The organism is Streptomyces sp. V4I23, assembly GCF_030817975.1.
Classification (GTDB): domain Bacteria; phylum Actinomycetota; class Actinomycetes; order Streptomycetales; family Streptomycetaceae; genus Streptomyces.
In genome coordinates this window covers 5,509,136-5,536,071 of sequence record NZ_JAUSZW010000004.1, presented here as the reverse complement: position 1 = coordinate 5,536,071, position 26,936 = coordinate 5,509,136, and the positions used below count along the sequence as shown (strand labels likewise).

23 protein-coding genes are annotated in these 26,936 nt (G+C 71.3%); 12 read left to right on the top strand and 11 right to left on the bottom strand.

Annotation, left to right across the window (positions count from 1 at the left end; translation table 11 throughout):
• The first annotated feature begins 5 nt into the window (after positions 1–5).
• From QFZ82_RS27410 to QFZ82_RS27395, 4 genes are all read left to right on the top strand, one after another.
• The gene (locus tag QFZ82_RS27410; protein WP_307715688.1) at positions 6–782 is read left to right on the top strand and encodes a DUF4097 family beta strand repeat-containing protein; all 777 of its coding nucleotides are present in this window, start codon (positions 6–8) and stop codon (positions 780–782) included.
• Between the two features lie 75 nt (positions 783–857).
• Positions 858–2,240, top strand: a complete 1,383-nt coding sequence (locus QFZ82_RS27405) for a hypothetical protein (RefSeq protein WP_307715687.1) — start codon at positions 858–860, stop codon at positions 2,238–2,240.
• A 207-nt stretch (positions 2,241–2,447) separates the two neighbouring features.
• Positions 2,448–3,050 carry a DUF4383 domain-containing protein gene (locus QFZ82_RS27400; RefSeq protein WP_307715686.1) on the top strand — a complete coding sequence of 201 codons (603 nt, stop codon included), beginning with the start codon at positions 2,448–2,450 and terminating at the stop codon, positions 3,048–3,050.
• A 9-nt stretch (positions 3,051–3,059) separates the two neighbouring features.
• Positions 3,060–3,284: a zinc ribbon domain-containing protein gene (locus tag QFZ82_RS27395; RefSeq protein WP_307715685.1), complete on the top strand. Its 225-nt coding sequence runs from the start codon at positions 3,060–3,062 to the stop codon at positions 3,282–3,284.
• 124 nt (positions 3,285–3,408) lie between these two features.
• Here QFZ82_RS27395 and QFZ82_RS27390 read toward each other — a convergent pair whose 3' ends face one another.
• Genes QFZ82_RS27390 through QFZ82_RS27380 form a run of 3 tightly spaced genes read right to left on the bottom strand, consistent with a single transcriptional unit; the run spans position 3,409 to position 7,891 of the window.
• Positions 3,409–4,224, bottom strand: coding sequence for an HAD family hydrolase (locus QFZ82_RS27390; RefSeq protein WP_307715684.1), 816 nt, complete (start codon positions 4,222–4,224; stop codon positions 3,409–3,411).
• Positions 4,221–6,728 carry a phosphoribosyltransferase gene (locus QFZ82_RS27385; RefSeq protein WP_307715683.1) on the bottom strand — a complete coding sequence of 836 codons (2,508 nt, stop codon included), beginning with the start codon at positions 6,726–6,728 and terminating at the stop codon, positions 4,221–4,223. Before QFZ82_RS27385 ends, QFZ82_RS27390 begins: the two co-directional genes overlap by 4 nt.
• Positions 6,725–7,891 carry an HpcH/HpaI aldolase/citrate lyase family protein gene (locus QFZ82_RS27380; protein ID WP_307715682.1) on the bottom strand — a complete coding sequence of 389 codons (1,167 nt, stop codon included), beginning with the start codon at positions 7,889–7,891 and terminating at the stop codon, positions 6,725–6,727. The genes QFZ82_RS27385 and QFZ82_RS27380 overlap by 4 nt, the downstream gene beginning before the upstream one ends.
• Positions 7,892–8,103: 212 nt before the next feature.
• On the opposite strand from QFZ82_RS27380, the gene QFZ82_RS27375 reads away from it, so the two are divergent.
• Entirely contained in the window at positions 8,104–8,925 is an 822-nt protein-coding gene (locus QFZ82_RS27375) for a TerD family protein (RefSeq protein WP_307715681.1), read from the top strand.
• 83 nt (positions 8,926–9,008) lie between these two features.
• Here QFZ82_RS27375 and QFZ82_RS27370 read toward each other — a convergent pair whose 3' ends face one another.
• The 6 genes from QFZ82_RS27370 to QFZ82_RS27345 all read right to left on the bottom strand — a co-directional run bounded on the left by QFZ82_RS27370 (position 9,009) and on the right by QFZ82_RS27345 (position 13,539).
• A complete protein-coding gene (locus tag QFZ82_RS27370; protein ID WP_307715680.1) occupies positions 9,009–9,746 on the bottom strand; it encodes a Tellurium resistance in 738 nt (245 codons plus the stop codon).
• Positions 9,747–9,857: 111 nt separating this feature from the next.
• On the bottom strand, positions 9,858–11,000 hold the full coding sequence (locus tag QFZ82_RS27365) for a DUF475 domain-containing protein (RefSeq protein ID WP_307715679.1): 1,143 nt from the start codon (positions 10,998–11,000) through the stop codon (positions 9,858–9,860).
• A 71-nt stretch (positions 11,001–11,071) separates the two neighbouring features.
• On the bottom strand, positions 11,072–11,647 hold the full coding sequence (locus QFZ82_RS27360; protein WP_177149979.1) for a TerD family protein: 576 nt from the start codon (positions 11,645–11,647) through the stop codon (positions 11,072–11,074).
• A 93-nt stretch (positions 11,648–11,740) separates the two neighbouring features.
• Complete coding sequence (locus QFZ82_RS27355; protein WP_177149978.1) at positions 11,741–12,316, bottom strand: TerD family protein; 576 nt, start codon at positions 12,314–12,316, stop codon at positions 11,741–11,743.
• 157 nt (positions 12,317–12,473) lie between these two features.
• Entirely contained in the window at positions 12,474–12,932 is a 459-nt protein-coding gene (locus tag QFZ82_RS27350) for a peroxiredoxin (RefSeq protein ID WP_307715678.1), read from the bottom strand.
• Positions 12,933–13,107: 175 nt separating this feature from the next.
• Complete coding sequence (locus QFZ82_RS27345; RefSeq protein ID WP_177149976.1) at positions 13,108–13,539, bottom strand: DUF3052 domain-containing protein; 432 nt, start codon at positions 13,537–13,539, stop codon at positions 13,108–13,110.
• Between the two features lie 477 nt (positions 13,540–14,016).
• On the opposite strand from QFZ82_RS27345, the gene aceE reads away from it, so the two are divergent.
• On the top strand, positions 14,017–16,764 hold the full coding sequence (gene aceE / locus QFZ82_RS27340) for a pyruvate dehydrogenase (acetyl-transferring), homodimeric type (RefSeq protein WP_307715677.1): 2,748 nt from the start codon (positions 14,017–14,019) through the stop codon (positions 16,762–16,764).
• A gap of 62 nt (positions 16,765–16,826) precedes the next feature.
• Positions 16,827–17,609 (top strand): potassium channel family protein, encoded by a 783-nt coding sequence (locus tag QFZ82_RS27335; RefSeq protein ID WP_307715676.1) that lies wholly within the window; start codon positions 16,827–16,829, stop codon positions 17,607–17,609.
• Here QFZ82_RS27335 and QFZ82_RS27330 read toward each other — a convergent pair.
• Both QFZ82_RS27330 and QFZ82_RS27325 read right to left on the bottom strand, forming a co-directional pair.
• Positions 17,590–17,967 carry a peptidase inhibitor family I36 protein gene (locus QFZ82_RS27330; RefSeq protein WP_177149973.1) on the bottom strand — a complete coding sequence of 126 codons (378 nt, stop codon included), beginning with the start codon at positions 17,965–17,967 and terminating at the stop codon, positions 17,590–17,592. The genes QFZ82_RS27335 and QFZ82_RS27330 overlap by 20 nt on opposite strands.
• Before the next feature lie 150 nt (positions 17,968–18,117).
• The gene (locus QFZ82_RS27325; protein WP_307715675.1) at positions 18,118–19,767 is read right to left on the bottom strand and encodes an MFS transporter; all 1,650 of its coding nucleotides are present in this window, start codon (positions 19,765–19,767) and stop codon (positions 18,118–18,120) included.
• 92 nt (positions 19,768–19,859) lie between these two features.
• Between QFZ82_RS27325 and QFZ82_RS27320 the strand changes: the two genes are divergently transcribed.
• The 5 genes from QFZ82_RS27320 (at position 19,860) to QFZ82_RS27300 (ending at position 26,908) form a co-directional block, all read left to right on the top strand.
• A complete protein-coding gene (locus QFZ82_RS27320) occupies positions 19,860–20,525 on the top strand; it encodes a TetR/AcrR family transcriptional regulator (protein ID WP_307715674.1) in 666 nt (221 codons plus the stop codon).
• A 526-nt stretch (positions 20,526–21,051) separates the two neighbouring features.
• Positions 21,052–22,272 carry an alpha/beta hydrolase gene (locus tag QFZ82_RS27315; protein ID WP_307715673.1) on the top strand — a complete coding sequence of 407 codons (1,221 nt, stop codon included), beginning with the start codon at positions 21,052–21,054 and terminating at the stop codon, positions 22,270–22,272.
• 66 nt (positions 22,273–22,338) lie between these two features.
• On the top strand, positions 22,339–23,208 hold the full coding sequence (locus QFZ82_RS27310; protein ID WP_307715672.1) for a DUF4429 domain-containing protein: 870 nt from the start codon (positions 22,339–22,341) through the stop codon (positions 23,206–23,208).
• A gap of 118 nt (positions 23,209–23,326) precedes the next feature.
• The gene (locus tag QFZ82_RS27305) at positions 23,327–24,040 is read left to right on the top strand and encodes an HAD family hydrolase (protein ID WP_307715671.1); all 714 of its coding nucleotides are present in this window, start codon (positions 23,327–23,329) and stop codon (positions 24,038–24,040) included.
• Positions 24,041–24,202: 162 nt separating this feature from the next.
• Positions 24,203–26,908, top strand: coding sequence for a tetratricopeptide repeat protein (locus QFZ82_RS27300; protein ID WP_307715670.1), 2,706 nt, complete (start codon positions 24,203–24,205; stop codon positions 26,906–26,908).
• Positions 26,909–26,936: the final 28 nt, after the last annotated feature.

Below are 26,936 nucleotides of genomic sequence, written 5' to 3'. Positions count from 1 at the left end.
TCGTCATGTCCGTCATCCGTCATCGCCCTGCCCGCGTCGCGCTCGCCGGCGCCGCCGTTCTCGTCGGCGTCCTCGGGGTCAGTGGGTGCGGGAGCGCCGATGCGCAGGGGGCACCCGTGGAGCGGAAGGCGTTCGCCTTCGGGGGCAAGGCGCTGACCATCGACGCCGACGACTCCGCACTCGAGATCGTGCCCGCCGACATCGACGACGTGCAGGTCACCCGGCAGGTCGACGGGTGGGTGATGTTCGGCAGCGGGCCCTCGGCCTCGTGGGGGCATGCGGGACGGGACGCCGAACTGGACGTGACCTGCGAGGCCGTCGCCAGTGACTGCGAGGCGCGGCACCGCGTCAAGGTGCCCCGTGACGTCGCCGTCACCGTCGTCGACGACAACGGGAGCGTCACCGCCGCCGGATTCACCACCCCGCTGAAGATCACCTCCGACAACGGCAGCGTGACTGTACGCGACTCCAGCGGGCCTCTCACGCTCGGTAGCGACAACGGCAGCATCGTCACGGAGCGTGTCACCTCCAGGACCGTCACCGCCACGTCCGACAACGGGTCCGTACGGCTCGGGCTCGGCGCCGTGCCCGAGCGGGTCGAGACCGTGAGCGACAACGGGCGCATCGACATCGAGCTGCCCGCTTCCGGCGCTCCGTACGCCGTCAGGGCCGAGAGCCGCAACGGCGACGTGGACATCGCCGTGCCGACCGACGACGACAGCAGGCACATCGTCACGGCACGCAGCGACAACGGGAAAGTCGTGGTGCGCAGCATGAACTAACAGGCCCGTGTGTTCGTCCTTCTGGTGGGAGTATTGACCGGAACGGGCACGGCGGACACGGCACGGGAGAGGCATGTGACGGCGAGACACGCGCGGCCGCACCGCAAGGCGCGAGCGAGCGCCGTCCGGGACGTGCGGGACGCCCTCGTGCTGGTGCTGCTCCCGCTGCCGCTCCTCGCCGCCGCGCTGCCGGCGGCCTTCGCCGCGGGCGGCACGCGGCGCTGGTTCGGCGGGCGCGGCGAGAGCCAGCGGGCCGACGCCCAGGCCGCGAAGGACGCGGCGGCCGCCGCGTTCTACGAGCTGGACAGCGCCCAGCGCGATCTGCGGATCTCGATCGAGACGATCAGCGCCGTGGACAGTTCGCCGGGTGCCCGCCGCGCGGTGGACGACTTCGCCTCGCTGGGGCGCCGTATCGACGAGGTGAGCCACACCTACATCACCGCCGTCGACGCGCATGATCTCGACCGGGACGATCTGGAGGCGTCGGTCGCCGCACGGGCGCGTACCGAGCTTCACCGGGCCAAGGACGAGCTCGTACGGGTCAAGGGCGAACTGGACCGGTTCGCGCAGGGGCTCGGGCCGCTGCTCGACAAGGCGGAGACGCAGCTCGCCCGGCTCGCGCCCGCCGTGGAGCGTGCGCGACAGGCGCTCCTCTCGGCGAGCAATGCTCTCGATTCGGTGCGCGGATCCGGACTGAGAGCGGACGATCTCGCCGGCCGTCTCGCCGCCCTCGGCCCCGAGCTGACCAAGCTCAACGAGGGCGCCGGCCGGCACGGCGTGACCGAGACGCTCCAGCGCGCCGACCGCGTGCTGCGCGACGCCGAGGCCGTACGGGCCGAGGCCGAGCGGCTGCCCGAGCGCGCGGCCGAGATCGACCGGCGCCTGGTGTCCCTGCGCACCCGTGCCCAGGCCCTGAGCACCCGCGCCGATTCCGTGAAGCCCGTCCTCAGCGAGCTGCGGCGGCGTTTCTCGGCGGAGTGCTGGCAGGACCTCCAGCCCGTTCCCGAGCAGGCCGCGGTCGGCATCCGCCGGGCGGAGGAGAAGCTGAAGGAGGCCGCCAAGGCGCGCGAGGAGCAGCGCTGGCCCGACGCCACCGCCCTGCTCAGCACGGTCCGCGCCCTGCTCAACGCCACGGACGAGGCCGTCTCCGCGGCCGGCGGCCGTCTTCAGCGGCTCAACGCCGTCGCCAAGGATCCGCAGCAGGAGATCGAACGGACCCGGTTCGCGATCCGTGACGCCCAGCGGCTGGCCATGACCGGGCGGAACACCCCGGACCCGCGCCACGCCCGGCCCCTGGACGACTCGGTAGCCCGCCTGGAGCGGGCGGTGTCCGGGCTGGAGGGCCGCCACCCCGACTACTGGCACTTCCTGCAGGAGACGGAGGCGGTGCGGCGCGCGGTCGCGCATGTCGTCGAGCGGATCCGCGAGGAGCGCGGCGGCGGCACCGGGCGCGTCTGATCCGCGGGGCGCTCGCCCACGACCGGCACCGGCGGTGGCGGAAGGGGCCCGACACCGGACGCGTCTGATCTGAGGGCGCTCGCCCACGGTCGGCGGCGGAAGGGGCCCGGCCACGTACGCGCCCGCCCCGAGGCCCGGGCTTGTAGGGCCCGCGACCCGGGCGGATCCTGAAAGCCGGGGCACGCGTACGGACGAAGGAGGCCGGTGATGGCCGCAGGACACGTACTGCACCCGAGAGCCGGAGACCGGGCCCGCCGCCGCAACCGCATCAAGCTCGACGAGCATCTGCCCGTCGACCACCGGCTGAGCCGCTTCTACCGCATCGGCGCCGGGCTCATGGGTCTCCTGCTGGTCGCCTTCGGCATCCTGGGGCTGATCGACCGGATCGGCTTCTTCGACACCCGCGGGGACACCGTCGCCGGTCTGAACACCAACGGCGCGCTGAGCGTGCTGTCCATCGCGGTCGGGCTGCTGCTCTTCGTCGGCATGGTCGTCGGAGGCAACTTCGCCTCGACCGTGAACATGGTCCTCGGCGTGCTCTTCATCGCCAGCGGGTTCGTCAACCTCGCCCTCCTCGACCGCAGCTTCAACCCGCTCGCCTTCCGCATCCAGAACGTGATGTTCAGCTTCGTGGTGGGCGTGATGCTCATGTTCTTCGGGATGTACGGAAGAGTCAGCGCGACCCTGCCGCACGACAACCCGTACTGGAAGGCCCGCCACCCGGAGGAGGCCGAGCGGGAACAGCGGGCGAGGCGCCGCCGTGAACTCGCTGAGCGGCGGCCGCAGCCACCGCTCCGGGGGCCCCGGTAACCTGAGCGCATGCCGCGTTATGAATTCCGCTGCCGGTCCTGCGACGACACGTTCGAGGTGAGCCGGCCGATGGCAGAGTCGTCCGCTCCCGCCAGCTGCCCGGCCGGGCACGACGACACGGTCAAGCTGCTGTCCGCGGTCGCCGTGGGCGGCACGAGGTCCGCGGGACCGGCGCCCGGCGCCGGTGGCGCGGGCGGCGGCGGTGGGTGCTGCGGCGGCGGCTGCTGCGGCTGACGCCGAGACGATCCACGACGCCGGTCGCCCCGGCTGGCGCCAACGGGCCCTCCCGGCCCAGGCGTCAGGGCCGCGCTCCCGGCCCCCTGCGAGCCCCGGCACCGCCGGCACCCGGCGTTCACGCCTACCCGGCCGTCAGCCGGGCGTGTCCCCCGAAGCGGCGCAGGATCTCCTCGCCGGCCGCCACTCCCTCCTCGGGGAGCGCCTCCACGTGGGGGGCCGTCCAGCCGGCTTCCGCCAGTTCGCCGTGGGCGGGGCGCCAGGCGCGGTCGGCGCACAGGAGGAGGTCCGCGTCGAGCAGGGAGTCGCCCGCGGCCAGGGTGAGGCGGGCGCCGGTGCGGCGGGCCACCTCGCGGACCGCCGCGCTCTTGGTGAGCGGCTTGGGAACCGCGTAGATCTTGCGGCCCTGGAGCGACACGGACCAGCCCCGTTCCTCCGCCCAGCCGCTCAGGTCCTTGAGCCAGCCCTCGGGCAGCAGCGCGCGCTCGATGACGAGGTAGGCGAACAGGTCCTCCGCGACCCGTTCCTTCCTGAGCCACGTGGGGTCGGACGCGGCGGACAGGTGGGCGCGGATCTCGGCCAGCGGCGCGCACTCGTCGGCGAGCCGCACGTCGACGGCATCGCGCCAGTCGCGGTCGCTGACCCCGTCGACGAGCAGGTGCCCGCCGTTGGCGCAGATCGCGTACCGCGGCGCGGCACCGGGCAGGCTGATGCGCTGGTACTGCTTGCGGGTGCGGGTCGTCGTGGGCACGAAGACCGTGTCCTCGGTGAGACGGGCGAGGAGACCGGCCGCCGTCTCGGTCATGTACGACAGGGGCTTGCGCTCGTGCACCTCGACGCACAGCAGCCGGGGCGCCTCCGCATCCGGCATGGTCAGCGCGAGGGCCGCGTTGGAGTAGATCAGCGTACGGTCGAGGTCGCTGGCGACGAGGACGCTCACTGGCCGGTCACCGCCCTGCCGTCGGCGCCGGTGGCGCCCCGCGTGTACTTGGGGTGGATCAGCCCCACGCAGGTGTAGGTCAGGTCGTCGACCTCCTCGACCGGTACGCCTCTCTGCTCGGCGAGCAGCCGTACGTGGTCGAGGTCGGCGCCCGCGCCGCGCTGGGCGAGGATCTTCCAGGGGACGCGGCGCAGCAGGACGCGCGTGGTCTCGCCGACGCCGGGCTTGACGAGGTTGACGTCGTGGATGCCGTACTCCTCGCTGATCCGCTCGACGGCCGCCCAGCCCTCCCAGGTGGGGGCGCGGTCGGCGGCCAGCAGTTCCTTGACGTCGGCGTCGACGGCGTCCGTCACCTCGTCGAAGCGGGCGGCGACGGTGTCGAGGAAGTGGCCGGAGACGTCGGCGGAGGCCAGTTCGCGGTAGAACTTCGCGCCGTGGAAGTCGTCGGGTCCCACCAGGTCCGCGCGGAGCACGGTGCGGGATATGAGGCCGGAGACGGTGGAGTTGAGGCAGGCGGAGGGGATGAGGAAGTCCTCGCGGGTGCCGTAGGTGCGCACGCAGCCGCCCGGGTCGGCGAGGACGGCGATCTCGGGGTCGAAGCCGTCGAACTCGCGCAGCGCCTCGGCCAGTTCGCGGGTGATGGCGCCCTTGCCGGTCCAGCCGTCGACGAACACGACGTCGGCCGGGTCGTGGTGGGCGGCGAGCCAGCGCAGCGCGTTGGCGTCGATGCCCCGGCCGCGCACGATGGAGACGGCGTAGTGCGGGAGGTCGAGGCCGTGCCGGTGCTTCGCCCAGCGGCGCATCAGGACGCCGACGGGCGTGCCGGCGCGGGCGAGGGACACGAGGACGGGGCGGGGCTCGTGGGGGTGCCCCCCAGGCCGCTCCTGGGAGTGCCTCCCGGGCCGAAGGCGCTGGGGGAACTCCGCGAGGACGGTCTCGGTGACGGTGCCGACGGCCCGCGCGATCCGGGCCGCGGACGTCTCGAGCGCGGCCTTGAACAGCGCCTGGTACTCCTCGCTCGGCTGGTACTCGACGGGCAGGGACTCGGCGTAGTGCGCGCCGCCGCTCTGGATGGCCTCCTCGCGCTCCTCCGTGGGCGCCTCCAGTTCGACGTCCGACAGGTCCTGGAGCAGCCAGCCGACCTCCTCGGGCGCGTAGGACGAGAAGGCGGGTCCGCGGAGCGGCTCGGGCAGCATGGAGGCCCTTTCGGGTGCCGGGGGTGCCGGGGGGACGTACGAGGGGACCACCGCGAGCAGCACGTGCGGTGTGTGGGCCGCGAGGCGGGCGAGCAGCCCGTCGGGGCCGTGCAGCTCGGCGGTGTCGGCGGTGGAGTCGATCACCGCGACGACGGCGTCGAAGCCGCCGCCCGCCACGTTGTAGGCGTAGCGCTCGCCGGGGCCGTCGGCGGGGTCGTCGTGGGCCGGGAAGACGAGCCGGGTCCGTATCGCGTAGCCGGGGTCGTCGACGGCGAGGACCGGCGAGCGGGTGGTGGTGGAGTAGGACACGTCGGCGTCGGCGTGCTGGTCCAGGGCGACGCCGATCCGCAGCGGCGCGTACATCAGCTCCTCGAAGCCGAGGACGAGCACGCGGCGGCCGGTGCCGCAGGCCTCGCCGAGCGCGTCGGCGATCCGCAGCGCCATGGCGGGCAGTTCGGCCTCCAGGGCGCGCCGGTGCTCGGGGGTGAAGCCGTGGCGTCCGCCGTCGGGGACGCCGGCGGGCCAGTCCAGGTCGATGCGGGTCAGGCGGCCGGCGGCCGCCGGGGCCGGGCTCGTGGCGGGGGCCGTGGGCTCGTGCTCCGCGACGAGCGCCTGGCCCTTCTCCAGGACGCCCTCCGGCAGTCGGACGGTGCCGGAGGCGAGGGACACGAGGTCGACGCGCGCGCCGATCTCCTCCGCGAAGGCGGTGAAGCGCCGCCGGTCCGCCTCGGCGCGCATGTCGACGAGCGCGACGATCACGTACTGCTTGCGCGGGAAGCGCTCGTGCAGGTCGCGGATGGTGTTGAGGACGGTGTTACCCGTGGAGAACTCGTCGTCGACGAGGATCAGCGGGCCGTCGCCCGCCAGCAGCCGCGGGTCCTCCGGCAGCAGCAGGTGCGTGGTGGCGTGCGAGTGGGACTCCTCGAACCCGCCGGCGCGGGCGACGCCGTCGACGGGGCGCCGGGTGGAGTGCAGATAGGGCGCGAGGGCCACACCGTCCGCGACGGAGTGGCCGAGGCCGGTCGCGGTCTCCGCGTAGCCGAGGACGACCGCGCGGCGGGACGCGGCGTCGCCGAGCAGCTCGCGCACGCGGCGGCCGAGGTCGTACCCGCACTGCCAGACCACGCGCGGGTTCTGCGGCACGTGCTTGCCCAGCACGTTGGACACGAGCAGGTGGGCCCGCTTGGGGTTGCGGCGCAGGGCGAGACCCAGCAGCTCGGGCAGCCGTTCGTCACCGTCGAGTCCGACTCCGAGCCGGTCCGCGACCCAGCTGCCCGACCACACCACGCCGTCCTCCTCCTTCGTCATGAGTCCGCGACTCCCGCCCGCAGCAGGTCCACGAAGCCGATGTCCTCCTTGGCGACGCCGAAGACCTCGGCGCGCTGGAGCGTCCGCTCCGCCCAGGCGCGGTGCGGCTTCACCTCGTTCATCTTGTTCGTGTACGCGGAGCGCAGTACGCCGCCCCCTCCGCGCTCGGGGCGCAGGAGGTCGCAGGCGTCGCTGTACTCCTCGTGGCTGACCACGGACAGGGCGTGGACGGGCAGCACGTGGGAGGGGTGGATGCAGGTCTTGCCGAGCAGGCCGTTGGCCCGGTCGAGCTCGATCTCGCGCAGCAGGCCGTCCATGTCGTGCTCGATGAGCGCGGTGCGCAGCTCCTCGGCCCGCCCTTCGAGGAAGGGGCTGCGGCGCAGCTGGGGCTTGAACATGCGCTCCTGGGTGGGGAAGTACTCCCACACGGGGCCGGTGATGGTGAAGCCGGTGCCGTCGGAGCGGCCGAGCACGTTGACCACGTCGGCGATGACGGAGGTGACGATCCGTACGTCGTACGCCGTCATGTCGGGCGAGCGGCGCAGTCCGTACGCGGAGCAGAAGTCGGTGACGCCGAGGCGCAGGGCGAGGACGCGGTCGCGGTACTTGTCGACGGTGCGGGAGATGCCGACGAGCGTGTCGGTCCTGCTCTCCAGGTAGAGCAGCTCGGGCGACTCCAGGACGGGCATCGCGAACAGCCGGCGCCCGCAGGCGGCCTCGGCGGTGGCGAGGGCCTCCAGGAAGGGGACGCCGCGCTCCTCGGTGAACTTGGGGAGTACGAATCCGGTCAGCAGCCGTCCCGCGGGTCCCAGGCGCTTCACGAGGTCGGTGATCTGGTCCGGGAAGCGGACCCTGATGAACAGCAGGGGCAGTTCGTCGCCGCGTGCGTCGAGGTCGGCGAACTGGCGGACCAGGTTGGCCTCGGCCGCCTCCACGTCCGCGTCGTCGATGGAGTCCTCCAGGCACAGCACCATGGACACGACGCCGCGGCCGGCCTGCTTGACCACGTCGTCGGCGAGCCGCGGGCGGGTGGCCGGGCTGTAGAGCGTGGCGCCGAGGGCGGCGGCGAGCATCCTGGCCGGAGAGCCGGCGTCGAATTCGCACGGCTGCCGGTGGAAGAGTCTCGCCTGGACCGCGGGCGGGACCTGCCCGAAATGACGCATCTACATCCCCCGTACTGCCTCGACGGCCCTGACAACATGTGGCCGGTAATAGTACGTAAGCGCGGGTGTCGAGAGTTCCCCATGTGCATGAAATGCAGGTAACTCGTCCGCTTCGCACCCGTGCCGTCCGGCCTGCCGGACAGGCACGCACAAGGGCCCGCAACAGGGCCCCGCGTTGTCCCGCGCGGGCTCGGGCAGGCAGGATGACGGGCATGACGCACGCGATGCTGAAGGGCTCGAACGTCCCTCTCGATGCCACGGCCGTACGGGCCGTGCTGCGCTGGACCCCGGGCACCGGGGTGCCGGACGTGGACGCGTCGGCGCTGCTGCTCGGCGCCGACGGCCGTGTGCGCTCCGACGAGGACTTCGTCTTCTACAACCAGCCGCGCCATCCCTCGGGTCTGGTGCGCCGGCTGCCGAAGAAGCGGATCGCCGAGCACCTGACGGACACCGTCGAGGCGGACCTGGGGGCACTGGACACCTCCGTCGATCAGGTCGTGATCGCCGCCTCCTCCGACGGCGGCACCTTCGAGCATGTACGGGATCTGCGCATATCGCTCCACGACGCGGCCGCGCCCGGCGCGGAGCCGCTGGCCGTCTTCGACGTGAAGCCGGAGACCGGCGAGGAGACGGCGATCATCTGCGGCGAGCTGTACCGGCGCGGGGACGGCTGGAAGTTCCGCGCGGTGGCGCAGGGCTACCCGACGGGCCTCGTGGGGCTCGCGACCGCGTTCGGCATCTCGGTGGACGAGGCGGAGGCGGCCGCGGAGCCGTCCGCCGAGCCCTCCGCGGAGCCCGGGGCAGCGGCCCAGGCGGCCCCGCCCCTGCCGGCGCAGCCAGCGCCCGCCTACGGCTATCCCCAGTCGGACGCGACCCGGCCCGCGTACGGCTACCCCCAGACCGCCCCGCCCCCGCCGCAGACGGCGCCGCCCGCCTCCGGATACGGCTATCCGCAGCCCGCTCCCCTGGCCGCGCACGCGCCCGACCCGAACTTCCGGCTGCCTCCGATGGGCCCGCAGTTCCTGCGGCCGTAGGCCCGGTACGCCGTAGGCCCGGTACGCCGTAGGCCCGGTACGAGGTGCTCACCGGCGCCGGGCGCGGCCGCCCGGCGCCTGCGTCAGACCCGGCTCTTGTAGCCCCGGCCCCACTGCAGCCCCCATCCGTACAGCCGGTCGAGCTCTGCCTGGAAGCCGTACACGAACTTCACCTCGCGGCGCACGACCAGCTCTCCCTTGACGTTCTCCACGGAGAACACCGCGCAGGAGCGGGCCTGGGGCGCGCGCTCGTCGAGCTCGATCTCCACGCGCGGCCCGTTGCTCGGGTAGAGCGTGCAGTGCGCGTGCGTGCGGTCGAAGGCGGGCGTCTGGTCGTAGATGTAGACGAAGAAGAGCAGGCGCCTGATCTCGTCCCGGTGGTCGAGGTTGACGAAGATCGTCTCGCCGGAGGGGGCGCCGAACCGGTCGTCGCCGCTGAGGCGTACGTACGGCGGTTCGTTCAGGCTGCCGAAGAAGCTGCCCAGCGGCTGGACGACGCCCTTGCTGCCGTCCGTCAGCTCGTACAGGCAGCCGAGATCCAGGTCCACGTTGACCACGCCCTGGGTGTGGGCCTGGACCACGTCGGGCTGGAAGAGCTTGAACGGGTGGCGCAGGAGCCGGCCGCCCTGGCGTGAGCGCCCCTCGATGTCCGAGGTGCGCATGCGCCAGGAGAGGTTGACGCGCAGATTGCCGGTGGCAGCGCCCTGTTTGGTGAGCGAGACCGTCGGGCGCCGTTTGGTCAGCTCTATGGAGTTGGTCGCGGCGCTACCGGAATCGAACTGCGCCGCGCTCCCCCGAAACAGGTTGTCCCAGAAGGCCATGCCCCACCCCACACTCGGTCGCCAAGTCCCCGCGTCATGCCGCGGGGCGGTCCCGAGGCTCGAGAACCTCGTGACCGCCCCGTTCAGAGCGTTCCCTCCCCCTGGAGGGTGTCACACCCCGGACGACACTCCGGCTTTGTCGCCCGAGTCAGCTTGTCCCTCGGCCGCCGCGAGCGCCTTGTTGCGCCGCAGCGAGGACCAGAAGGAGGCGGCGATCAGGAACACACCGACGAGGCCGGTGATGATCTCGCTGATCTCGTGCTGGATGGTGACGAGCAGGATGACCGCGAGCGCGCCGATCGCGTAGTGCGCGCCGTGCTCCAGGTAGACGTAGTCGTCCAGCGTGCCCTGGCGCACCAGGTAGACGGTGAGCGACCGGACGTACATGGCGCCGATGCCGAGGCCCAGCGCCATCCAGAAGATGTGGTTGGTGATGGCGAACGCGCCGATGACGCCGTCGAAGGAGAAGGACGCGTCGAGCACCTCGAGGTACAGGAAGAGGAAGAACGCCGCCTTGCCGGCCAGGCCTACCGCGGAGACCTGCTTGCCCTCGCGCTTGGCCTGCTCCTCCTCCTCGTGCTCGCGCTCCTCCTCTTCCTCGAGCTTGTCCTCGAAGTAGCCGGAGAGGCCGCCGACGACCAGGTACGTGATCAGACCCGCCACACCGGACAGCAGCACGGTGGCCGACTTGTCGGCGTGCCCGGTACTGGTGTGTGCCTGGGTGGCGAAGGTCATGGCGGTGATCATCAGGACGATCAGCGCGATGCAGACCGACAGCATGTCGACCTTGCCGAGCTTGGCCACCGGGCGCTCCAGCCAGGCCAGCCACTTGTGCTCGCGCTCCTCGAACATGAAGTCGAGGAAGATCATCAGCAGGAACATGCCACCGAACGCGGCGATGGCCGCGTGCGCGTCGGTGACGAGGTCCTCGTACCGCCCGGGGTTGTCCATGGCGAGCTGGACCGCTTCGATCGGTCCTACCTTGGCGCTGATGGCGACGATCACGACGGGGAAGACCAGTCGCATACCGAAGACGGCGATCAGAATGCCGATGGTCAGGAAGATCTTCTGCCAGAAGGCGTTCATCTTCTTGAGGATTCCGGCATTGACGACCGCGTTGTCGAACGACAGCGAGATCTCGAGGATCGACAGGATCAGTACGATCCCGAACGCCTCCCAGCCCCACTGCCAGGCGGCGAATGCGAGGCCGAGCGCCGTGACGGCGAACGACCAGCCGAAGGTTTTCAGAACCACTGGCTACCCAATCGTGTAATGGTCCCCCGGGCGATGCCCGAGGGAGGGTCTCCCCCGCGCCGCACGCGGCTTTACGAAACGTTGACCCCGAAGTCTAGAGCGATGCCCCGCAAGCCCGACGCGTACCCCTGTCCTACCGCCCTGAACTTCCACTCGCCCCCGTAGCGGTAGAGCTCGCCGAAGATCATCGCGGTCTCCGTCGAGGCGTCCTCGCTGAGGTCGTAGCGGGCGAGCTCCTGGCCGTCGGCCTGGTTGACCACGCGGATGAAGGCGTTGCTCACCTGGCCGAAGGTCTGGCCGCGGTTGTCGGCGTCGTGGATGGAGACCGGGAAGACGATCTTGTCGACCGTGGCCGGCACCTTGGAGAGGTCCACCAGGAGCGACTCGTCGTCGCCGTCGCCCTCACCCGTGAGGTTGTCCCCGGTGTGCTCGACGGAGCCGTCGGGGCTCGTGAGCTGGTTGTAGAAGATGAACCACTCGTCGCCGAGGACGCGGCCGTTCTGGCAGAGCAGGGCGCTGGCGTCGAGGTCGAAGGGTGCTCCCGTGGTGGAGCGTGCGTCCCAGCCGAGCCCCACGAGGACCTGGGTGAGATTGGGTGCGGCCTTGGAGAGGGAGACATTGCCTCCCTTGGCGAGCGTGACGCCCATGATGGTGAGTCCTCCCCTGGCTGGGCTTGGTTGCGAGGCACGTCCGGCGCCGCACCAGAAGGAGTGCGGCGCCGGGCATGGGAACTGCTGGGCTCAGACGTTCACACCGAAGTCCTGCGCGATGCCGCGCAGGCCCGAGGCGTAACCCTGGCCGACGGCGCGGAACTTCCACTCCGCACCGTGCCGGTAGAGCTCGCCGAAGACCATCGCCGTCTCGGTGGAGGCGTCCTCGGAGAGGTCGTACCGCGCGATCTCTGCGCCGCCGGCCTGGTTCACGACGCGGATGAACGCGTTGCGGACCTGGCCGAAGGACTGCTGGCGGGTCTCGGCGTCGTAGATCGACACCGGGAAGACGATCTTGTCGACGTCGGCGGGGACGCCGGCCAGGTTCACCTTGACCTGCTCGTCGTCGCCCTCGCCCTCACCGGTGAGGTTGTCACCGGTGTGCTCGACCGAGCCGTCGGCGCTCTTGAGGTTGTTGAAGAACACGAAGTCCTGGTCGTTGCGGACCTTGCCCTCCGCGTTGACCAGGATGGCGCTGGCGTCGAGGTCGAAGTCGGTGCCGGTGGTGGTGCGGACGTCCCAGCCCAGACCGACGGTGACGGCGGTCAGGCCAGGGGCCTCCTTGGTCAGCGAGACGTTGCCGCCCTTGCTGAGGCTGACTCCCACGAGTCCCTCCATTGGATGTTCAGGGGCAGCGCCCCCGTCGTTCGTTGCTGTTGGGATCAACGAAAGGATCCTAGTGACCGGTTCCCGGCCGCTGTGCTATTTCCGGGCGATCCCCGGGAAACCCCCGCGGTTCGCGGCGGCCGGTGCGCCGGGAGCCTCAGAGCGCGCGGAGGGCCTCGACGTACTCGTTCAGGTCGCGCGCGTCGGGCAGGGCGTTGACGACGGTCCAGCGCACGACGCCCTCCTTGTCGATGATGAAGGTGCCGCGCACCGCGCAGCCCTTCTCCTCGTCGAAGACGCCGTAGGCCCGGGAGGTCTCGCCGTGCGGCCAGAAGTCGGACAGCAGCGGGTACTCGAGGCCCTCCTGCTCGGCGAAGACGCGCAGGGTGTGGATCGAGTCGTTGGAGACCGCGAGGAGCTGGGTGTCGTCGTTGACGAACGTCGGCAGCTCGTCGCGCAGGGCGCACAGCTCGCCCGTGCACACGCCGGTGAAGGCGAACGGGTAGAAGAGGAGCACCACGTTCTTCTCGCCGCGGAACTCGGACAGCGTGACGGTGCGCCCGTGGTTGTCCTTGAGCTCGAACTCCGGAGCCTTGTCACCGACCTCGATGGCCATGGAAAACGCATCCCTTCTGTGAGCCGGTCAGGTGAACGACCACCCTACGCAGACGGCGCGGGCCCCATGCGCGAGGCCCCCGCCGACTTCTCCCACCGGGTGGTGGGAGGCGTCGACGGGGGCCTCGCGATGCTGTCGGATCGCACCCGGCGCTGCGGCCGGCGCCACTTCGCGGCTAGCGCTTCTTCGCTGCGGCCTTCGGCGTCACGAGACGGGTGCCCGCCCAGTCCTTGCCGGCGCTGATGCTCTTGGTCTGCGACAGGCCCGCGGTGGTCGCAGCCTCGCCGATCTCGCTGGGCTCGACGTAGCCGTCGCGGCCGGTCTTCGGCGTCAGCAGCAGGATCTGGCCGCCTTCCTCCATGTACGCGATGGCATCCACCAGCGCATCGGTCAGGTCCCCGTCGTCCTCACGGAACCAGAGCACCACGGCATCGGCCACGTCGTCGTAGTCCTCGTCGACGAGCTCGGTGCCGGTGACCTCTTCGATGGCCTCGCGGAGCTCCTGGTCGACATCCTCGTCGTAGCCGATCTCCTGGACCACCTGGTCGGGCTGGAAACCCAGCCTTGCGGCCAGGTTCGTCTCCGCGTGGTCCGCGGTCGCGCTCACGGCTTGCCTCCTGATCTTGTTCTTTGGGAATGCCTTGAGGCCACGCGCGCACGCGTGGCATTGGCCGTAGTCCACACGGGCGGGACGGATCGCGCAAGTACCCGGCCGTACGGACCGCCGAAACGGTGACGTTTGGGGCCGTCTCGGCGCAACTCCAGGCAGCACCCGGTGACCCATGCGTGAAGAGCGCCACGCCTTTTGGCCATCTTTGCCGCATACCTACCCTCCATCCCTCAATCGGAACCGAACGACCGAACGAAACGCATGGACGGGTTGAGCGTATGGTTGCGATTTGGCCGGACCGGTACCCGGGGTCCTGGCCCGATGTCACGAAGTCCGGGGGTTACCCCTCGGTAGAGGTGACGTACGCCTCCCTGCGGTACACGATGGAGGCGGTGCGACAGCTTCCCCGACATCACGTCAGCGCGTCTTCCCGTGATCTCGTCGCGGCAGACCCCCGAACAGCGAAGGAATAGCGTGGCTTCCGGATCCGATCGCAACCCGATCATCATTGGCGGCCTTCCCAGCCAGGTCCCGGACTTCGATCCCGAAGAGACCAAGGAATGGCTGGACTCTCTCGACGCCGCCGTCGACGAGCGGGGCCGCGAGCGCGCCCGCTACCTGATGCTCCGCCTGATCGAGCGGGCGCGCGAGAAGCGCGTGGCCGTGCCCGAGATGCGCAGCACGGACTACGTCAACACGATCGCCACCAAGGACGAGCCGTTCTTCCCCGGCAACGAGGAGATCGAGCGCAAGATCCTCAACGCCACGCGCTGGAACGCCGCGGTGATGGTCTCCCGCGCGCAGCGCCCCGGCATCGGCGTCGGCGGCCACATCGCGACGTTCGCGTCCTCCGCATCCCTGTACGACGTGGGCTTCAACCACTTCTTCCGCGGCAAGGACGACGGCAAGGGCGGCGACCAGATCTTCTTCCAGGGGCACGCCTCCCCCGGGATCTACGCCCGCGCGTTCCTGCTGGACCGGCTCTCCGAGCGGCAGCTCGACGCGTTCCGCCAGGAGAAGTCGAAGGCGCCGTACGGCCTGTCCAGCTACCCGCACCCGCGGCTGATGCCGGACTTCTGGGAGTTCCCGACCGTCTCCATGGGCCTCGGCCCGCTCGGCGCGATCTACCAGGCGCGGATGAACCGCTACATGGAGGCCCGCGGCATCGCCGACACCTCCGACTCGCACGTGTGGGCCTACCTCGGCGACGGCGAGATGGACGAGCCCGAGTCGCTGGGCCAGCTGTCCATCGCCGCCCGCGAGGGCCTGGACAACCTGACCTTCGTCGTCAACTGCAACCTGCAGCGCCTCGACGGCCCGGTCCGCGGCAACGGCAAGATCATCCAGGAGCTGGAGTCGCAGTTCCGCGGCGCCGGCTGGAACGTGATCAAGCTGGTGTGGGACCGCACCTGGGACCCGCTGCTCGCGCAGGACCGCGACGGCGTGCTGGTCAACAAGCTGAACACCACGCCGGACGGCCAGTTCCAGACGTACGCCACCGAGACCGGCGCGTACATCCGGCAGCACTTCTTCGGTGACGACCACCGGCTGCGCGCCATGGTGGAGAACATGAGCGACCACCAGATCCTCATGCTGGGCCGCGGCGGGCACGACCACCGGAAGATCTACGCGGCGTACGCGGCGGCGCGCGCGCACAAGGGCCAGCCGACCGTGATCCTCGCCCAGACGGTCAAGGGCTGGACGCTCGGCCCGAACTTCGAGGGCCGCAACGCCACGCACCAGATGAAGAAGCTGACGGTCGACGACCTCAAGCGCTTCCGCGACCGCCTCCACATCCCGATCACCGACGCCCAGCTGGAGTCCGGCCTTCCGCCGTACTACCACCCGGGCCCGGAGTCGGAGGAGATCCAGTACATGCACGACCGCCGCAAGGCGCTCGGCGGTTACGTGCCCACCCGCGTCGTGCGCTCCAAGCCGCTCGTGCTGCCCGACGACAAGACGTACGCGGCTGTGAGGAAGGGCTCCGGCCAGCAGTCGATCGCCACCACGATGGCGTTCGTCAGGCTGCTGAAGGACCTCATGCGGGACAAGGAGATCGGCAAGCGGTTCGTACTGATCGCGCCCGACGAGTACCGCACCTTCGGCATGGACTCGTTCTTCCCGAGCGCGAAGATCTACAACCCGCTGGGACAGCAGTACGAGGCCGTGGACCGCGAGCTGCTGCTCGCGTACAAGGAGTCGCCGACCGGACAGATGCTGCACGACGGCATCTCGGAGGCGGGCTGCACGGCCTCCCTGATCGCGGCCGGTTCGGCGTACGCGACGCACGGCGAGCCGCTCATCCCGGTCTACGTCTTCTACTCGATGTTCGGCTTCCAGCGCACCGGCGACCAGTTCTGGCAGATGGCCGACCAGCTGGCGCGCGGCTTCGTGCTGGGCGCGACGGCCGGCCGCACCACGCTGACCGGCGAGGGCCTGCAGCACGCGGACGGCCACTCCCAGCTGCTCGCCTCCACCAACCCGGGCTGTGTCGCCTACGACCCGGCGTTCGGCTTCGAGATCGCGCACATCGTCAAGGACGGTCTGCGCCGGATGTACGGCGGCGACGCCGAGCACCCGCACGGCGAGGACGTCTTCTACTACCTCACCGTCTACAACGAGCCCATCCAGCACCCGGCCGAGCCGGCCGACGTGGACGTCGAGGGCATCCTCAAGGGCATCCACCGCTTCCGGCGCGGCGAGCAGGGCGCGATCCCGGCGCAGATCATGGCGTCGGGGGTGGCCGTGCCGTGGGCGGTCGAGGCGCAGCGGATCCTCGCCGAGGAGTGGAACGTACGCGCCGACGTGTGGTCGGCGACCTCGTGGAACGAGCTGCGGCGCGACGCCGTCGAGGCCGAGGAGCACAACCTGCTCCACCCCGAGGAGGAGCAGCGCGTTCCGTACGTGACGCAGAAGCTGTCCGGCGCCGAGGGCCCGTTCGTCGCGGTCTCGGACTGGATGCGCTCCGTACCGGACCAGATCTCCCGCTGGGTGCCTGGCACGTACACCTCGCTGGGCGCCGACGGCTTCGGCTTCGCGGACACGCGCGGTGCGGCCCGCCGGTACTTCCACATCGACGCGCAGTCGATCGTGCTGGCGGTGCTCACCGAGCTGGCGCGTGAGGGCAAGGTGGACCGCAGTGTGCTGAAGCAGGCGGTGGACCGCTACCAGCTGCTCGACGTGTCGGCGGCGGACCCCGGCGCGGCCGGCGGCGACGCGTAGCCGCTCCCGTACTGGGGGGTGTGCGGGGTTCGTCCCCGCACACCCCCTTTACGATGCGCCCCATGAAGGAACGAACGGCGCAGATGCGCTGGGAGGCGCGCACCCAGGGGCCGCTGCTGGGTCTCGCCGTGGCGTTCGCCGTCGCGTACGCGGTGCCGATCGTGGCGCCCGGCGCGGACGCGTGGGTGCACAGGCTGTGCACGGTGACCGAATGGGCCGTGTGGGCGGCGTTCGCGGCGGACTATCTCGTACGGCTGGCCCTGGCGCCGGGCAGGTGGCTGTTCGTGCGCAGCCACCCGCTGGACCTGCTCGCGGTGGCCCTGCCGCTGGTGCAGCCGCTGCGGCTGCTGCGGCTGGTCTCCACGCTGCTGCTGGTGGGGCGGCGGGCCCGGATGGCCCCGCAGATCACGCTGACGACTTATGTGGGCGGAGCGGTGGTGGGGCTGATGATGTTCGGCTCGCTCGCCGTGCTGCGGGTGGAGCGGGATGCGCCGGGCGGCAACATCAAGACGCTCGGCGACGCGGTGTGGTGGTCGTTCACGACGATGACGACGGTCGGCTACGGGGACCACGCGCCGACGACGGGCCTCGGCCGGCTGCTGGCGGTCGGGCTGATGATCTCGGGCATCGCCCTGCTCGGTGTGGTGACGGCGAACATCGCGGCCTGGTTCATCGCCCGCTTCGAGAGGGACGACGCCGAGGAACGCCGGCAGACCGCGCTGCTGGAAGCGCTGACGACCGAGGTGAAGCACCTCCGCGCGGAGGTGGCGCGGCTCTCGGGCACGGAGGCGGGTGCTTCCGTGCCCGGGCAGGCAGCCGCTCCCCCTAGTTCTCCCAGATCTTGAACGCCCGCACCCGGTACGGCGATTCGGGCACCCACGTGCCGCCGCCGGGGTAGGTCTCGAACTCGCCCGTCTCCGCGCACTCCGCGGACTGGTACGTGGTCACCGGGCGGCCCGTCCGGTTGGCGAGCGAGACCGCGGTGGTGCCGGCCGGGAGCGGCACACAGCTGTCGATGTCGGTGCCGGCGAGTTCGTGGGCCGCGCGGGCGCCCTGGAAGCCGCTCTTCGCCCAGAGGCACAACTCACCGGCGGCGCAGGCCCCGAGGCGCGGTGGCGCTGCCGCCGGGGCCGCGGACGCGGCGGCGGGTGCGAGCAGGGCGGTGGCGGCCAGCGCGGCCGCCGCGAACACAGTCGTACGCATACGGATCGTCCCCCGTGTCGTGTGGATCACTTGGCCGCAGCCTGACCTGCGGTGACACGGCCGCGGAAGAGGGCGGCCGCATGATCACCCGGATAGGCGAGAGCCCCGACGGGGCTGTCCGTCGGGGCTCTCGCGGGCGCTGCGTTGACGTCAGATGTGGGCGCCGCCCGCACCGGCCTCCGCGTTCTCGCCGCGCTTGGTGAGCGTGGCGACCAGGGCGGCGACGACCGCGACGACACCGGCGACGGTGAACGCCAGGCCCATGCCGGACATGAACGTGTCATGGATGACGTCACCGATCCTGGTGACGAGATCCGGCGTCATGCCGGGCGCCTTCGCCAGTTCCGCGGGGACGGCGCCGAACTCGGCGGCCTCCTCCAGCCGCGGGTCCGGCGGGACGGGGATGCCCGCGTCCTGCCAGTTGTCCGCGAACTCGGCGCTCACCTTGGAGGACATGACGGCACCCAGTACGGCGGTGCCGAGCGCGCCGCCGACCTGCATGGCCGCCTGCTGGAGGCCGCCTGCGACACCGGAGAGCTCCAGCGGCGCGTTGCCGACGATGACCTCGGTGGCGCCCACCATGACCGGCGCGAGACCGAGCCCCAGCAGGGCGAACCAGAGGGACATCACGAACGTGCCGGTGCCCTCGGTCAGGGCGGTCATGCCGAACATCGCGACCGCCGTGCAGACCATGCCGCCGACGAGCGGGACGCGCGGGCCGAACTTGGTGATCAGCGCGCCCGCCAGCGGCGAGGACACGATCATCATCGCCGTCAGGGGCAGCAGCCGCAGACCGCTGTCGACCGGGCTGAGGCCCTTGACGCCCTGGAGGTAGAACGTCACGAAGAACAGGCCGCCCATGAAGGCGAAGGCCATCAGCACCATCAGGACCGTGCCCGCGGCGAGGGGGACGGAGCGGAAGAGGCCGAGGGGGATCAGCGGCTCGTCGACCTTCGTCTCCCAGAGGGCGAAGAGGACGAAGAGGAGGATCGCGCCGCCGAGGCAGAGCCAGGTCCGGCCGCCGCCCCAGCCCCAGGACTCGCCCGCCTTGATCAGGCCGTAGACCAGCGCGCCCATGGCTCCCGAGAGCAGCACGATGCCGGGGATGTCGAACGAACGCGGCGCGCTGTGCTCGTTCATCGGGCTCCGCCCGAGGGCGGCGCGGTGGTCCCTGAGGATCACCAGGCCGAAGACGAGGGCGACCACGCCGACGGGCACGTTGATGAAGAACACCGACTGCCAGCTGACGTGCTCGACGAGCAGACCGCCGAGGATCGGGCCGCCCGCCGTGGAGGCGCCGATGACCATGCCCCAGATGCCGATGGCCATGTTCAGCTTCTCGGCGGGGAACGTGGCGCGCAGCAGGCCGAGCGCGGCCGGCATGAGCAGCGCGCCGAACAGGCCCTGGAACACGCGGAACAGGATGACGAGGGCGATGGAGTCGGACAGGCCGATCGCCGCGGAGGCCGCGGCGAAGCCCGCGATGCCGATCAGGAACGTCTGGCGGTGGCCGAAGCGGTCACCGAGCTTGCCCGCCGTGATCAGGGCGACGGCGAGGGCGAGCAGGTAGCCGTTGGTGATCCACTGGACCTGGGACAGGGATGCGCCGAGGTCCTTCTGGATCGCCGGGTTGGCGATCGCGACGATCGTGCCGTCGAGCGCGACCATCATCACACCGATGGCGACGGCGAACAGGGTCAGCCAGGGGTGGCCGCGCAGCCCCTTGACGGGCGCCGGGGCGGAGTCCTGGGGACCTCCGGGGTCTCTCGGCGCCTTGGCGACGGTGGTCTGACTAGTCATACCGCGAGGCTAATGTCAGCGACTGACAGTTGACAAACGAGTTCACCAGTCAGTAACTGTCACGCCGCTCGCAGGTACGCTGAGCTGGACGAATGCTGGGGAAAGAGGACGATGACGTGACGGTCGAGCCGACCGGACTGCGCGCCCGCAAGAAGCAGCGCACCCGCGACGCCCTGGTGCGCGTGGCCCTCGAGCTGTTCACCACGCAGGGATACGAGAGGACGACGGTCGACGAGATCGTCGACGCGGTCGAGGTGTCCCAGCGCACCTTCTTCCGGTACTTCGCCAGCAAGGAGGAGGTCGCGTTCGCCGTCCAGGAGCTGGCGGAGTCGCACTACGTCGCCGCCCTGCGCGAACGGCCGGCCGAGGAAGGCCCGTTCGAGGCGATGCGCAACGCCGTCTCCGCGTCCTGGGACACCATCGGGGTCGCCATCGAGGAGATCGTCCCGCTCGACCTGTACATGCGCAGCTTCCTGATGATCGAGTCGACCCCGGCGCTGCTCGCGGCGCACCTGCGGCGCTCCGCGGACATGGAGGACCTGCTCGCGCGCCTGATCGCCGAACGCGAGGGCCTGGACGTGGACGCCGATCCGCGGCCACGGGTGGCGGTGGCGGCGTTCGGCGGGGTCATGCGGGTGACCGGCCGCCTGTGGGGCCGGGGCGAGGACCCGAGCGTGGAGGCGATCCGCGCGCTGACCGAGGCCTACCTCGACCACCTGGGCCCGTCCCTGGCGGGCGACTGGCGCGCCGGCGCCTGACGACGCGGGCTGCTCGCACGGGCGCCCAGGTGCACCTGGCGGCGGCCCACGCCAGCCGGGCACGGCGCGACCCCGGCGGGCGGCGGATCGGCGCCCCGCGGGCGGCGGCTCACGGGCGGCGGCTCGCGGTGCGACGCCCGGCGCACGCACGAGGCCGGCGGAGGCAGCGGGCGGCAGATGGGTGCACGCGCCACCGACGGAACAGCGGGGCCCGGCGGGCGGCGGCTCGCGGCACCCGGGGGCACACGGCCGGCGGGACAGCGGTGCCGTGTCGCTCGGCGCGACACGCGCGCAACGCCCGGCAGGACAGCGGGTGTCCGGCGGCACGCGCGGGCGCGGGGCACGGTGTCAGGCCCGGTCGGACCCGGCGCGGGGCGCTCAACGCGGCGCGGAGGCGCACGAGTTGCGTCGATGCGTACGCCGCGCGCACGGAACGTCACCCTCCTGCCCGTTCATTCCCCCTTCACACGTGATCTGCCTCACCCTCTTCGCGTCCGCGGCCACCCTTCTCCTAGGGTGTCCCGCAGTGACTTCTTTCGACGCCTCCCCCGCTCCGACCGTCTGGCGTGCCCTGCTCGCCCTGACGGTGGTCCTCATGATGCTCGCGACCACCGGATGGACCGCCATACGAGATCAGGGCGGCCCGCGCACCGCACTGGCCGCCGAACTGGCGGGCTGGCGCAAGGCCCGGATCGGAGCCGAGGCGCTGCCCGCGCCGGACTCCGCGCCCGCCCGGCTCGCCGCGTTCTTCGCGTCGATCGGCAGCGCCCGGGGCAAGCGGCTCGCCGCCGACTTCCCCCATGTGGTGGGCAACCTCAACGGCGCGCCGGTCACCCTGCGCTACCGGGCGAACCGGCAGGCGCTCGCCACGTCCCTCGCCGCCGAACGGCGGCGGGTCGCCGACCCGGACCTCACCGCGGAAGGCCATCACGATGCGGTCCGGCGGATGCACCGGTTCCGCGCGCTGATGGACACCGGCCGGCAGATCCTGGCCTTCGACCCGACGGGTCCGGGCAGGGTCGCCGAGGTCTTCGGCGACCTCGACCGCGCCGAACGGGTGTCGGTGATCGTCCCCGGCGTCGACACCAACCTGCTCACGTTCCAGAAGACGGCCCGCAAGTACACCGCGCCGGTCGGCATGGCGCAGTCGCTGTACGCCGCCGAACGGGCCGCCGCGCCCGGCGTGCGTACCGCCGTCATCGCCTGGGCCGACTACACCTCGCCGGTCGGCGTCGGCATGGACTCCGCGATCGGGCGGCTCGCCGAGAGCGGCGCCGTGCGGCTGAACGCCCTCACCGAAGCGCTGCCCGGCGACTCCAGGGTCGCGCTCTTCTGCCACAGCTACGGCTCCGTGGTCTGCGGGGTCGCCGCCCGGAACCTGCCCGAGCGGGTCGAGGACATCGCGGTCGCCGGCAGCCCCGGGATGCGCGCCCAGAACGTCTCCGAGCTCGGGACCAGCGCCCGCGTCTGGGCCACGCGCGACAGCGACGACTGGATCCAGGACGTGCCGCACCTGGCGGTCGGCGGGCTCGGGCACGGTGAGGACCCGGTGACGCCGGAGTTCGGGGCGCGGGTCGTCTCCGCGGAGCGCGCTATGGGACACACCGGCTATTTCGAGCCGGGTACGGAGAGTGTGGACAACTTCGCCGAGATCGGCGTGGGCTCGTACGAGGGCATCAGCTGCGCAGGCGACACCGACACGTGCCGCAGTGGTATTTACGGCGAGGACGCGGGCCAACGCGCGTAGAGCGTCGGGGAACGGGCTTGTGACCGAGGGGCGACGGACAGGCGTCGGCCGCATACGATGAGGCACATGGGTGATGTGCTGGCGGGTATTCAAGCCACCTGGGAGTTCGAGACCGACTCCGTGCTCATCCGCTTCGATCGGGGGATCCGCAGGCCGAGGCTCTTCTCCGCCCTGCGTGAACGGCGCGTCCCCCACGAGGCGTTGACCGCGGTGACACTCACGCCCGGCAAGGCCGGGACCGTCGTCCTGCACGCCGTCCCGAGACCCGGAGCCGACCCGCTGATGGACGCGGCGGCGGGTCAGCTCAAGGACGCCAGCGATCCGTACCGGCTGGTGCTGCCGGCGGAGCGCGAGACGCTCGCCGAGTACTACGCGGACGCGCTGCGCGACGCGCTCGGCCCGGACGGGGACCGTCCCGCCGAGCGGTACACGGTCGCCGCGCCCCCGGCGCCGCTGGGCTTCAAGGCGTACGACGGGAAGGCGTCCTTCGACGGCTCGCGCGTGAGATTCCGCTGGTCGCGCACGGCGGCGTCGACGGCCAAGTGGAACGCGGGGGACCAGAGTTTCGCGGTGTCCGAGCTGACGGGGGTGGAGTGGCGCTCCCCGGAGGCGTTCGACGGCTATCTGCGCCTGCTGCCGCGCCCCGGCGCGTGCGCGCCCGCGGCCACGCCCGCCTCGCAGGCGGACCAGGATCCGGCGGCGGTGGTGTTCGGGCTGGGCTACGGCCCGGTGCACGAGTCGCTGCCGTTCGCGGCGGCGGTACTGGAGTCCGTCCGCGCCCAGTCCCCCGCCCCCGTCCTGACGGCACCCCCTGCCCGCCGCGACCCGGCGGACATCGCGGACCGGATACGGCACTTGGGGGACCTGCACCTGGCGGGGCTGGTGACGGACGAGGAGTTCACGAAGAAGAAGGCGGAGCTGCTGGCGGAGCTCTGAGCGTGCCGCCCCCGGGCGTGGCCGCGGTTCTCGGTCTGGGGGCCCGGACCGCCAAACCGGTGAAGCGATCCCGACGTCACCGGGGCCCTCGGTGGCCGGGCGACGTACGGTTTGCCGTATGCCGATCCGCGCCGTGATCTGGGACATCGACGACACCCTCTTCGACTACGACAGCGCGGACCGCGAGGCGGCCCTCGGCCATCTGGAGGCCGAGGGCTGCCTCGCCGCGTATGCCTCGCCCGAGGCGGCCTTCACGCACTGGCGGGACGTCATGGAGCGGGTGTTCGGCCGTTTCCTCGCCCGCGAGATCACGTTCGCGGAGCACCGCCGCGAACGTGTCCGCACAATTCTCGCCGTGGCCCGGCCCGGCCTGCGGCTGACCGGCGAGGAAGCCGACCAGTGGTACGCCCGCTACGAACTGCGCTACGAGGCGGCCTGGCGGATCTTCCCCGACGTCCTCCCCGCCCTCGACGCCCTCACCCCCGGCTACCGGCACGGCATCCTCTCCAACTCGGGCCTGCGCGACCAGGAACGAAAGCTCCGCGCCTTCGGCATCCACGACCGCTTCGAGGCCGTGCTGTGCGCCGATGAACTGGGACTCTCCAAACCCGCCCCCGAAGCCTTCCACGCCGCATGTGAGGCACTGGGCGTACGGCCGGACGAAGCCGCGTACGTCGGTGACCGTCCGGACACCGATGCCCTGGCCGCCACCACCGCAGGGCTCACCGGCATCTGGCTCGACCGCTGCGGAGCCGTCCCGGCACCCACCGGGATACCGCGGATCAGCACCCTCGCACAGCTGCCCCGCACGCTCCTCGGCGAGCCGGTGTAGCCATCGATCGCCGCACGCACAGGTGGCACCGTCGGGGCAGCAACCTCCCCTCGAATGGCCGAAGTTGACGCGTCCGGCATCGCGTAAACCCCCGTTCGCCACAGGGGCGTTCACGTATGATCCTGCTACCTGGCCAGGACACGGAGGGACGGATCCCCCGCGGTGACCTCGACACAGCGCTTCCGTTACGCCATCCCGACAGTCGCCTTCTGTGTCACCACTGCGGCGATCTTCTTCGGCATCATCGCGGGAAGCGGCTCGGGCGAGGAGCTCACCCCGATGCAGCTCTCTCTCGCCACACTGGCCGGTGTCCTGTCGGGCGGACTCGCCTACTGGCAGGTCAAGGCGCAGATCGACTCGCCGCGGCCGGCGGGCATCCGCGACAGCAACGCGCGCAACCTCCCCGGAACCAGCAACCTCTTCCAGCTCCCGCCGGACATCGAGGACTTCACCGGCCACTCCGAGCAGGCCGCCGAACTCGCCGCGACCCTGCTGAACAGGCTCAGCGACACGGCCGTGCCGATCGTCGCCCTGTACGGCAAGGGCGGGGTGGGCAAGACGACGCTGGCTGTGCACGTCGCCCACCGGGTGCGCTCGCACTTCGCCGACGGGCAGATCTACGTCAACCTCCGCGGAGCCGAGTCGCGCCCGCTGGATCCCGCTGTTGCGCTGACCCGCTTCCTCAACGAACTCGGCGTCGACTCCGACAGCATCCCCGAATCGGTGGACGACCGGGCCAGGATCTATCGGGCACAGCTCGCCGAGCGTCGGGTGCTCGTGGTGCTGGACAATGCCGGCAGCGAGGCCCAGATCCGGCCGCTGCTGCCCGGCGGTGTCGAGTGCGCGGTGCTGATCACCAGCCGTGCACGGCTGACCGGGCTGTCCGGAGCACATATGCATCAGGTCGACGTGATGACCCGCGAGGACGGCGTCGCGCTGCTGAAGACCCTCGTCGGCGCGGAACGGGCGCGGGCCGAGCCACGGGACACCGAAGAGGTCGCCGACCTGTGCGGGATGCTGCCGCTCGCCCTGCGGATAGCCGGTGCGCGCCTCTCCTCCCGTCCCATGGAACGTATCGAGACCTTCGCCACCAGGCTGCGGGACGAGCGGGGGAGACTGGACCTGCTCGAGGTGGGCGACCTCGCCGTCCGCGCCAACTTCTCACTCGGCTACGAGGCCTGCGGCGACGAGTTGAAACGCTGCTTCCGGCTGCTCGGCACCGTCAAGACCCAGGACTTCTCAGCCGTCACCCTCGGCGCCCTCGCCGATCTGCCCACCGAGAGCGCGGAGCGGTACCTGGAAGGCCTGCTGGACCTGGAGCTGCTGGAGACGGCGGGCGTCGACCCGCTGGGCAACTACCGCTACCGCTTCCACGACCTGCTGCGGGTCTTCGCGCGCGAGCGCCTTCAGACGCACGAGACAGCTGCCGCCCGAAAGGAGGCGGCCGCCCGCGTGGTCTCCCTGTACACGGCCCTGACGGTCAACGCCGCCGCTCTGCTGACGAAGGGCGGCGTGGACCGCCAGGTGCCGGCCGAGCCCCGCGCCCTGGAGGTGCTGACCGCCGATCCGCTCGGTTGGGTCCGCAGGGAACGCTTCACCTTTCTGTCCGCCGTGGAACTCGCCCGGGAACACGGCCTCGACGCCGAAGCCTGGCGGCTCGCCGACGTGATCGCGCGCCTTCCGCACTGGCCCACCGACTGGGCCGACTGGACGCGTGTGCAACGACTGGGGCTCGAGGCCGCCCTCGCGGAGGGCAGTCGCGTGGGCGAGGCCACGTTGCGGCGGAACCTCGGCACGCTCCACCGCGACCGTGGCGAGTACGACGACGCCGAGCGCGAGCTGGGTACGGCAGCCGCCATCTTCGCGGAGGAGGGCGACGGTCTGGGGGCCGCCGTCACCGCGGCGATGCTCGGCGACACCTGCCGCTACACCGGCAAACTGGAGGAAGGCATCGCCCATTTCCTGCGCGCACTGGAGGAGTTCCGGTCGCGGGACCTGCCTTCGTACCTCGCCTGGGTGCTCAACGGCCTGTCCGACCTCTACCGCGGCTGCAGCCGCTGGCAGGAGGCCATCGACGGATTCACCGAGTGCGTCCGCATCTACGACGAGCTCGGCAACCGGCACGCCGCGGCCTGCGCCCGCATCCGCTTCGGCATCGTCCACCGCGACCGGTGCCACTACGCTCTGGCCGAACCGCTCTACCAGCAGGGGCTGAGGGTTCTGCGCGAGGAGGGCGACCGGCGCTGGGAAGCCCGCGCTCTGCGTCATCTCGGCGTCCTGTGGCGGAACATGGGCCGCACGCGCGAGGCGGTGAGCACCCTCAAGGAGGCGCTGGCCATCTTCGAGGAACTCTCCGACCGGCGGGGCATCGCCGTCGTACAGCGCAACCTCGGAGACGCCTACCGACGCCATGGCGACCGGGGCAAGGCGCTCGACCGTCTCCAGGACGCACTGACGGGCTTCCAGGAGCTCCACGACAGACGCTGGGAGGCCCGCACGCGGATCAGTCTGGCGGAGACCTTACGCGCCAAGGGATGCTGGGACGAGGCAGCGCAGCACTTGGACGGCGCGGCGGAGATCTACGAGGCGATGGAGTATCCGCCGGGCAAGACCCGGGTCACCTACTGCCGGGGGCTGCTCTACAAGGACCAGCGCGACTGGCAGCGGGCCGAGGAGGCGTTCGCCGAGTCCCGCGCCGCTTTCGACGACCAGATATGGGCCCTGCGCGCACTCGCCCGGACCGCCGAGGTCAGAAAGGCGCGAGGCGACAGGTCATGGCGGGAGACACAGCTCGCGGCGACGGCCGGATGCCTCAGCCACGGCGCGCGCGACGACGCAGAGGCGGCCCTGTGGCTGGCCGCCTGGTGACGGGCACAGAAGCACGGGGTCGCTGGAG

Coding starts and splice junctions, on each gene's coding strand:
- QFZ82_RS27410 (WP_307715688.1), top strand. CDS start 6: ATGTCCGTCATCCGTCATCGCCCTGCCCGCGTCGCGCTCGCCGGCGCC.
- QFZ82_RS27400 (WP_307715686.1), top strand. CDS start 2,448: ATGGCCGCAGGACACGTACTGCACCCGAGAGCCGGAGACCGGGCCCGC.
- QFZ82_RS27395 (WP_307715685.1), top strand. CDS start 3,060: ATGCCGCGTTATGAATTCCGCTGCCGGTCCTGCGACGACACGTTCGAG.
- QFZ82_RS27385 (WP_307715683.1), bottom strand. CDS start 6,728: ATGACGAAGGAGGAGGACGGCGTGGTGTGGTCGGGCAGCTGGGTCGCG.
- QFZ82_RS27380 (WP_307715682.1), bottom strand. CDS start 7,891: ATGCGTCATTTCGGGCAGGTCCCGCCCGCGGTCCAGGCGAGACTCTTC.
- QFZ82_RS27375 (WP_307715681.1), top strand. CDS start 8,104: ATGACGCACGCGATGCTGAAGGGCTCGAACGTCCCTCTCGATGCCACG.
- QFZ82_RS27370 (WP_307715680.1), bottom strand. CDS start 9,746: ATGGCCTTCTGGGACAACCTGTTTCGGGGGAGCGCGGCGCAGTTCGAT.
- QFZ82_RS27360 (WP_177149979.1), bottom strand. CDS start 11,647: ATGGGCGTCACGCTCGCCAAGGGAGGCAATGTCTCCCTCTCCAAGGCC.
- QFZ82_RS27350 (WP_307715678.1), bottom strand. CDS start 12,932: ATGGCCATCGAGGTCGGTGACAAGGCTCCGGAGTTCGAGCTCAAGGAC.
- QFZ82_RS27335 (WP_307715676.1), top strand. CDS start 16,827: ATGAAGGAACGAACGGCGCAGATGCGCTGGGAGGCGCGCACCCAGGGG.
- QFZ82_RS27330 (WP_177149973.1), bottom strand. CDS start 17,967: ATGCGTACGACTGTGTTCGCGGCGGCCGCGCTGGCCGCCACCGCCCTG.
- QFZ82_RS27325 (WP_307715675.1), bottom strand. CDS start 19,767: ATGACTAGTCAGACCACCGTCGCCAAGGCGCCGAGAGACCCCGGAGGT.
- QFZ82_RS27320 (WP_307715674.1), top strand. CDS start 19,860: ATGCTGGGGAAAGAGGACGATGACGTGACGGTCGAGCCGACCGGACTG.
- QFZ82_RS27310 (WP_307715672.1), top strand. CDS start 22,339: ATGGGTGATGTGCTGGCGGGTATTCAAGCCACCTGGGAGTTCGAGACC.
- QFZ82_RS27305 (WP_307715671.1), top strand. CDS start 23,327: ATGCCGATCCGCGCCGTGATCTGGGACATCGACGACACCCTCTTCGAC.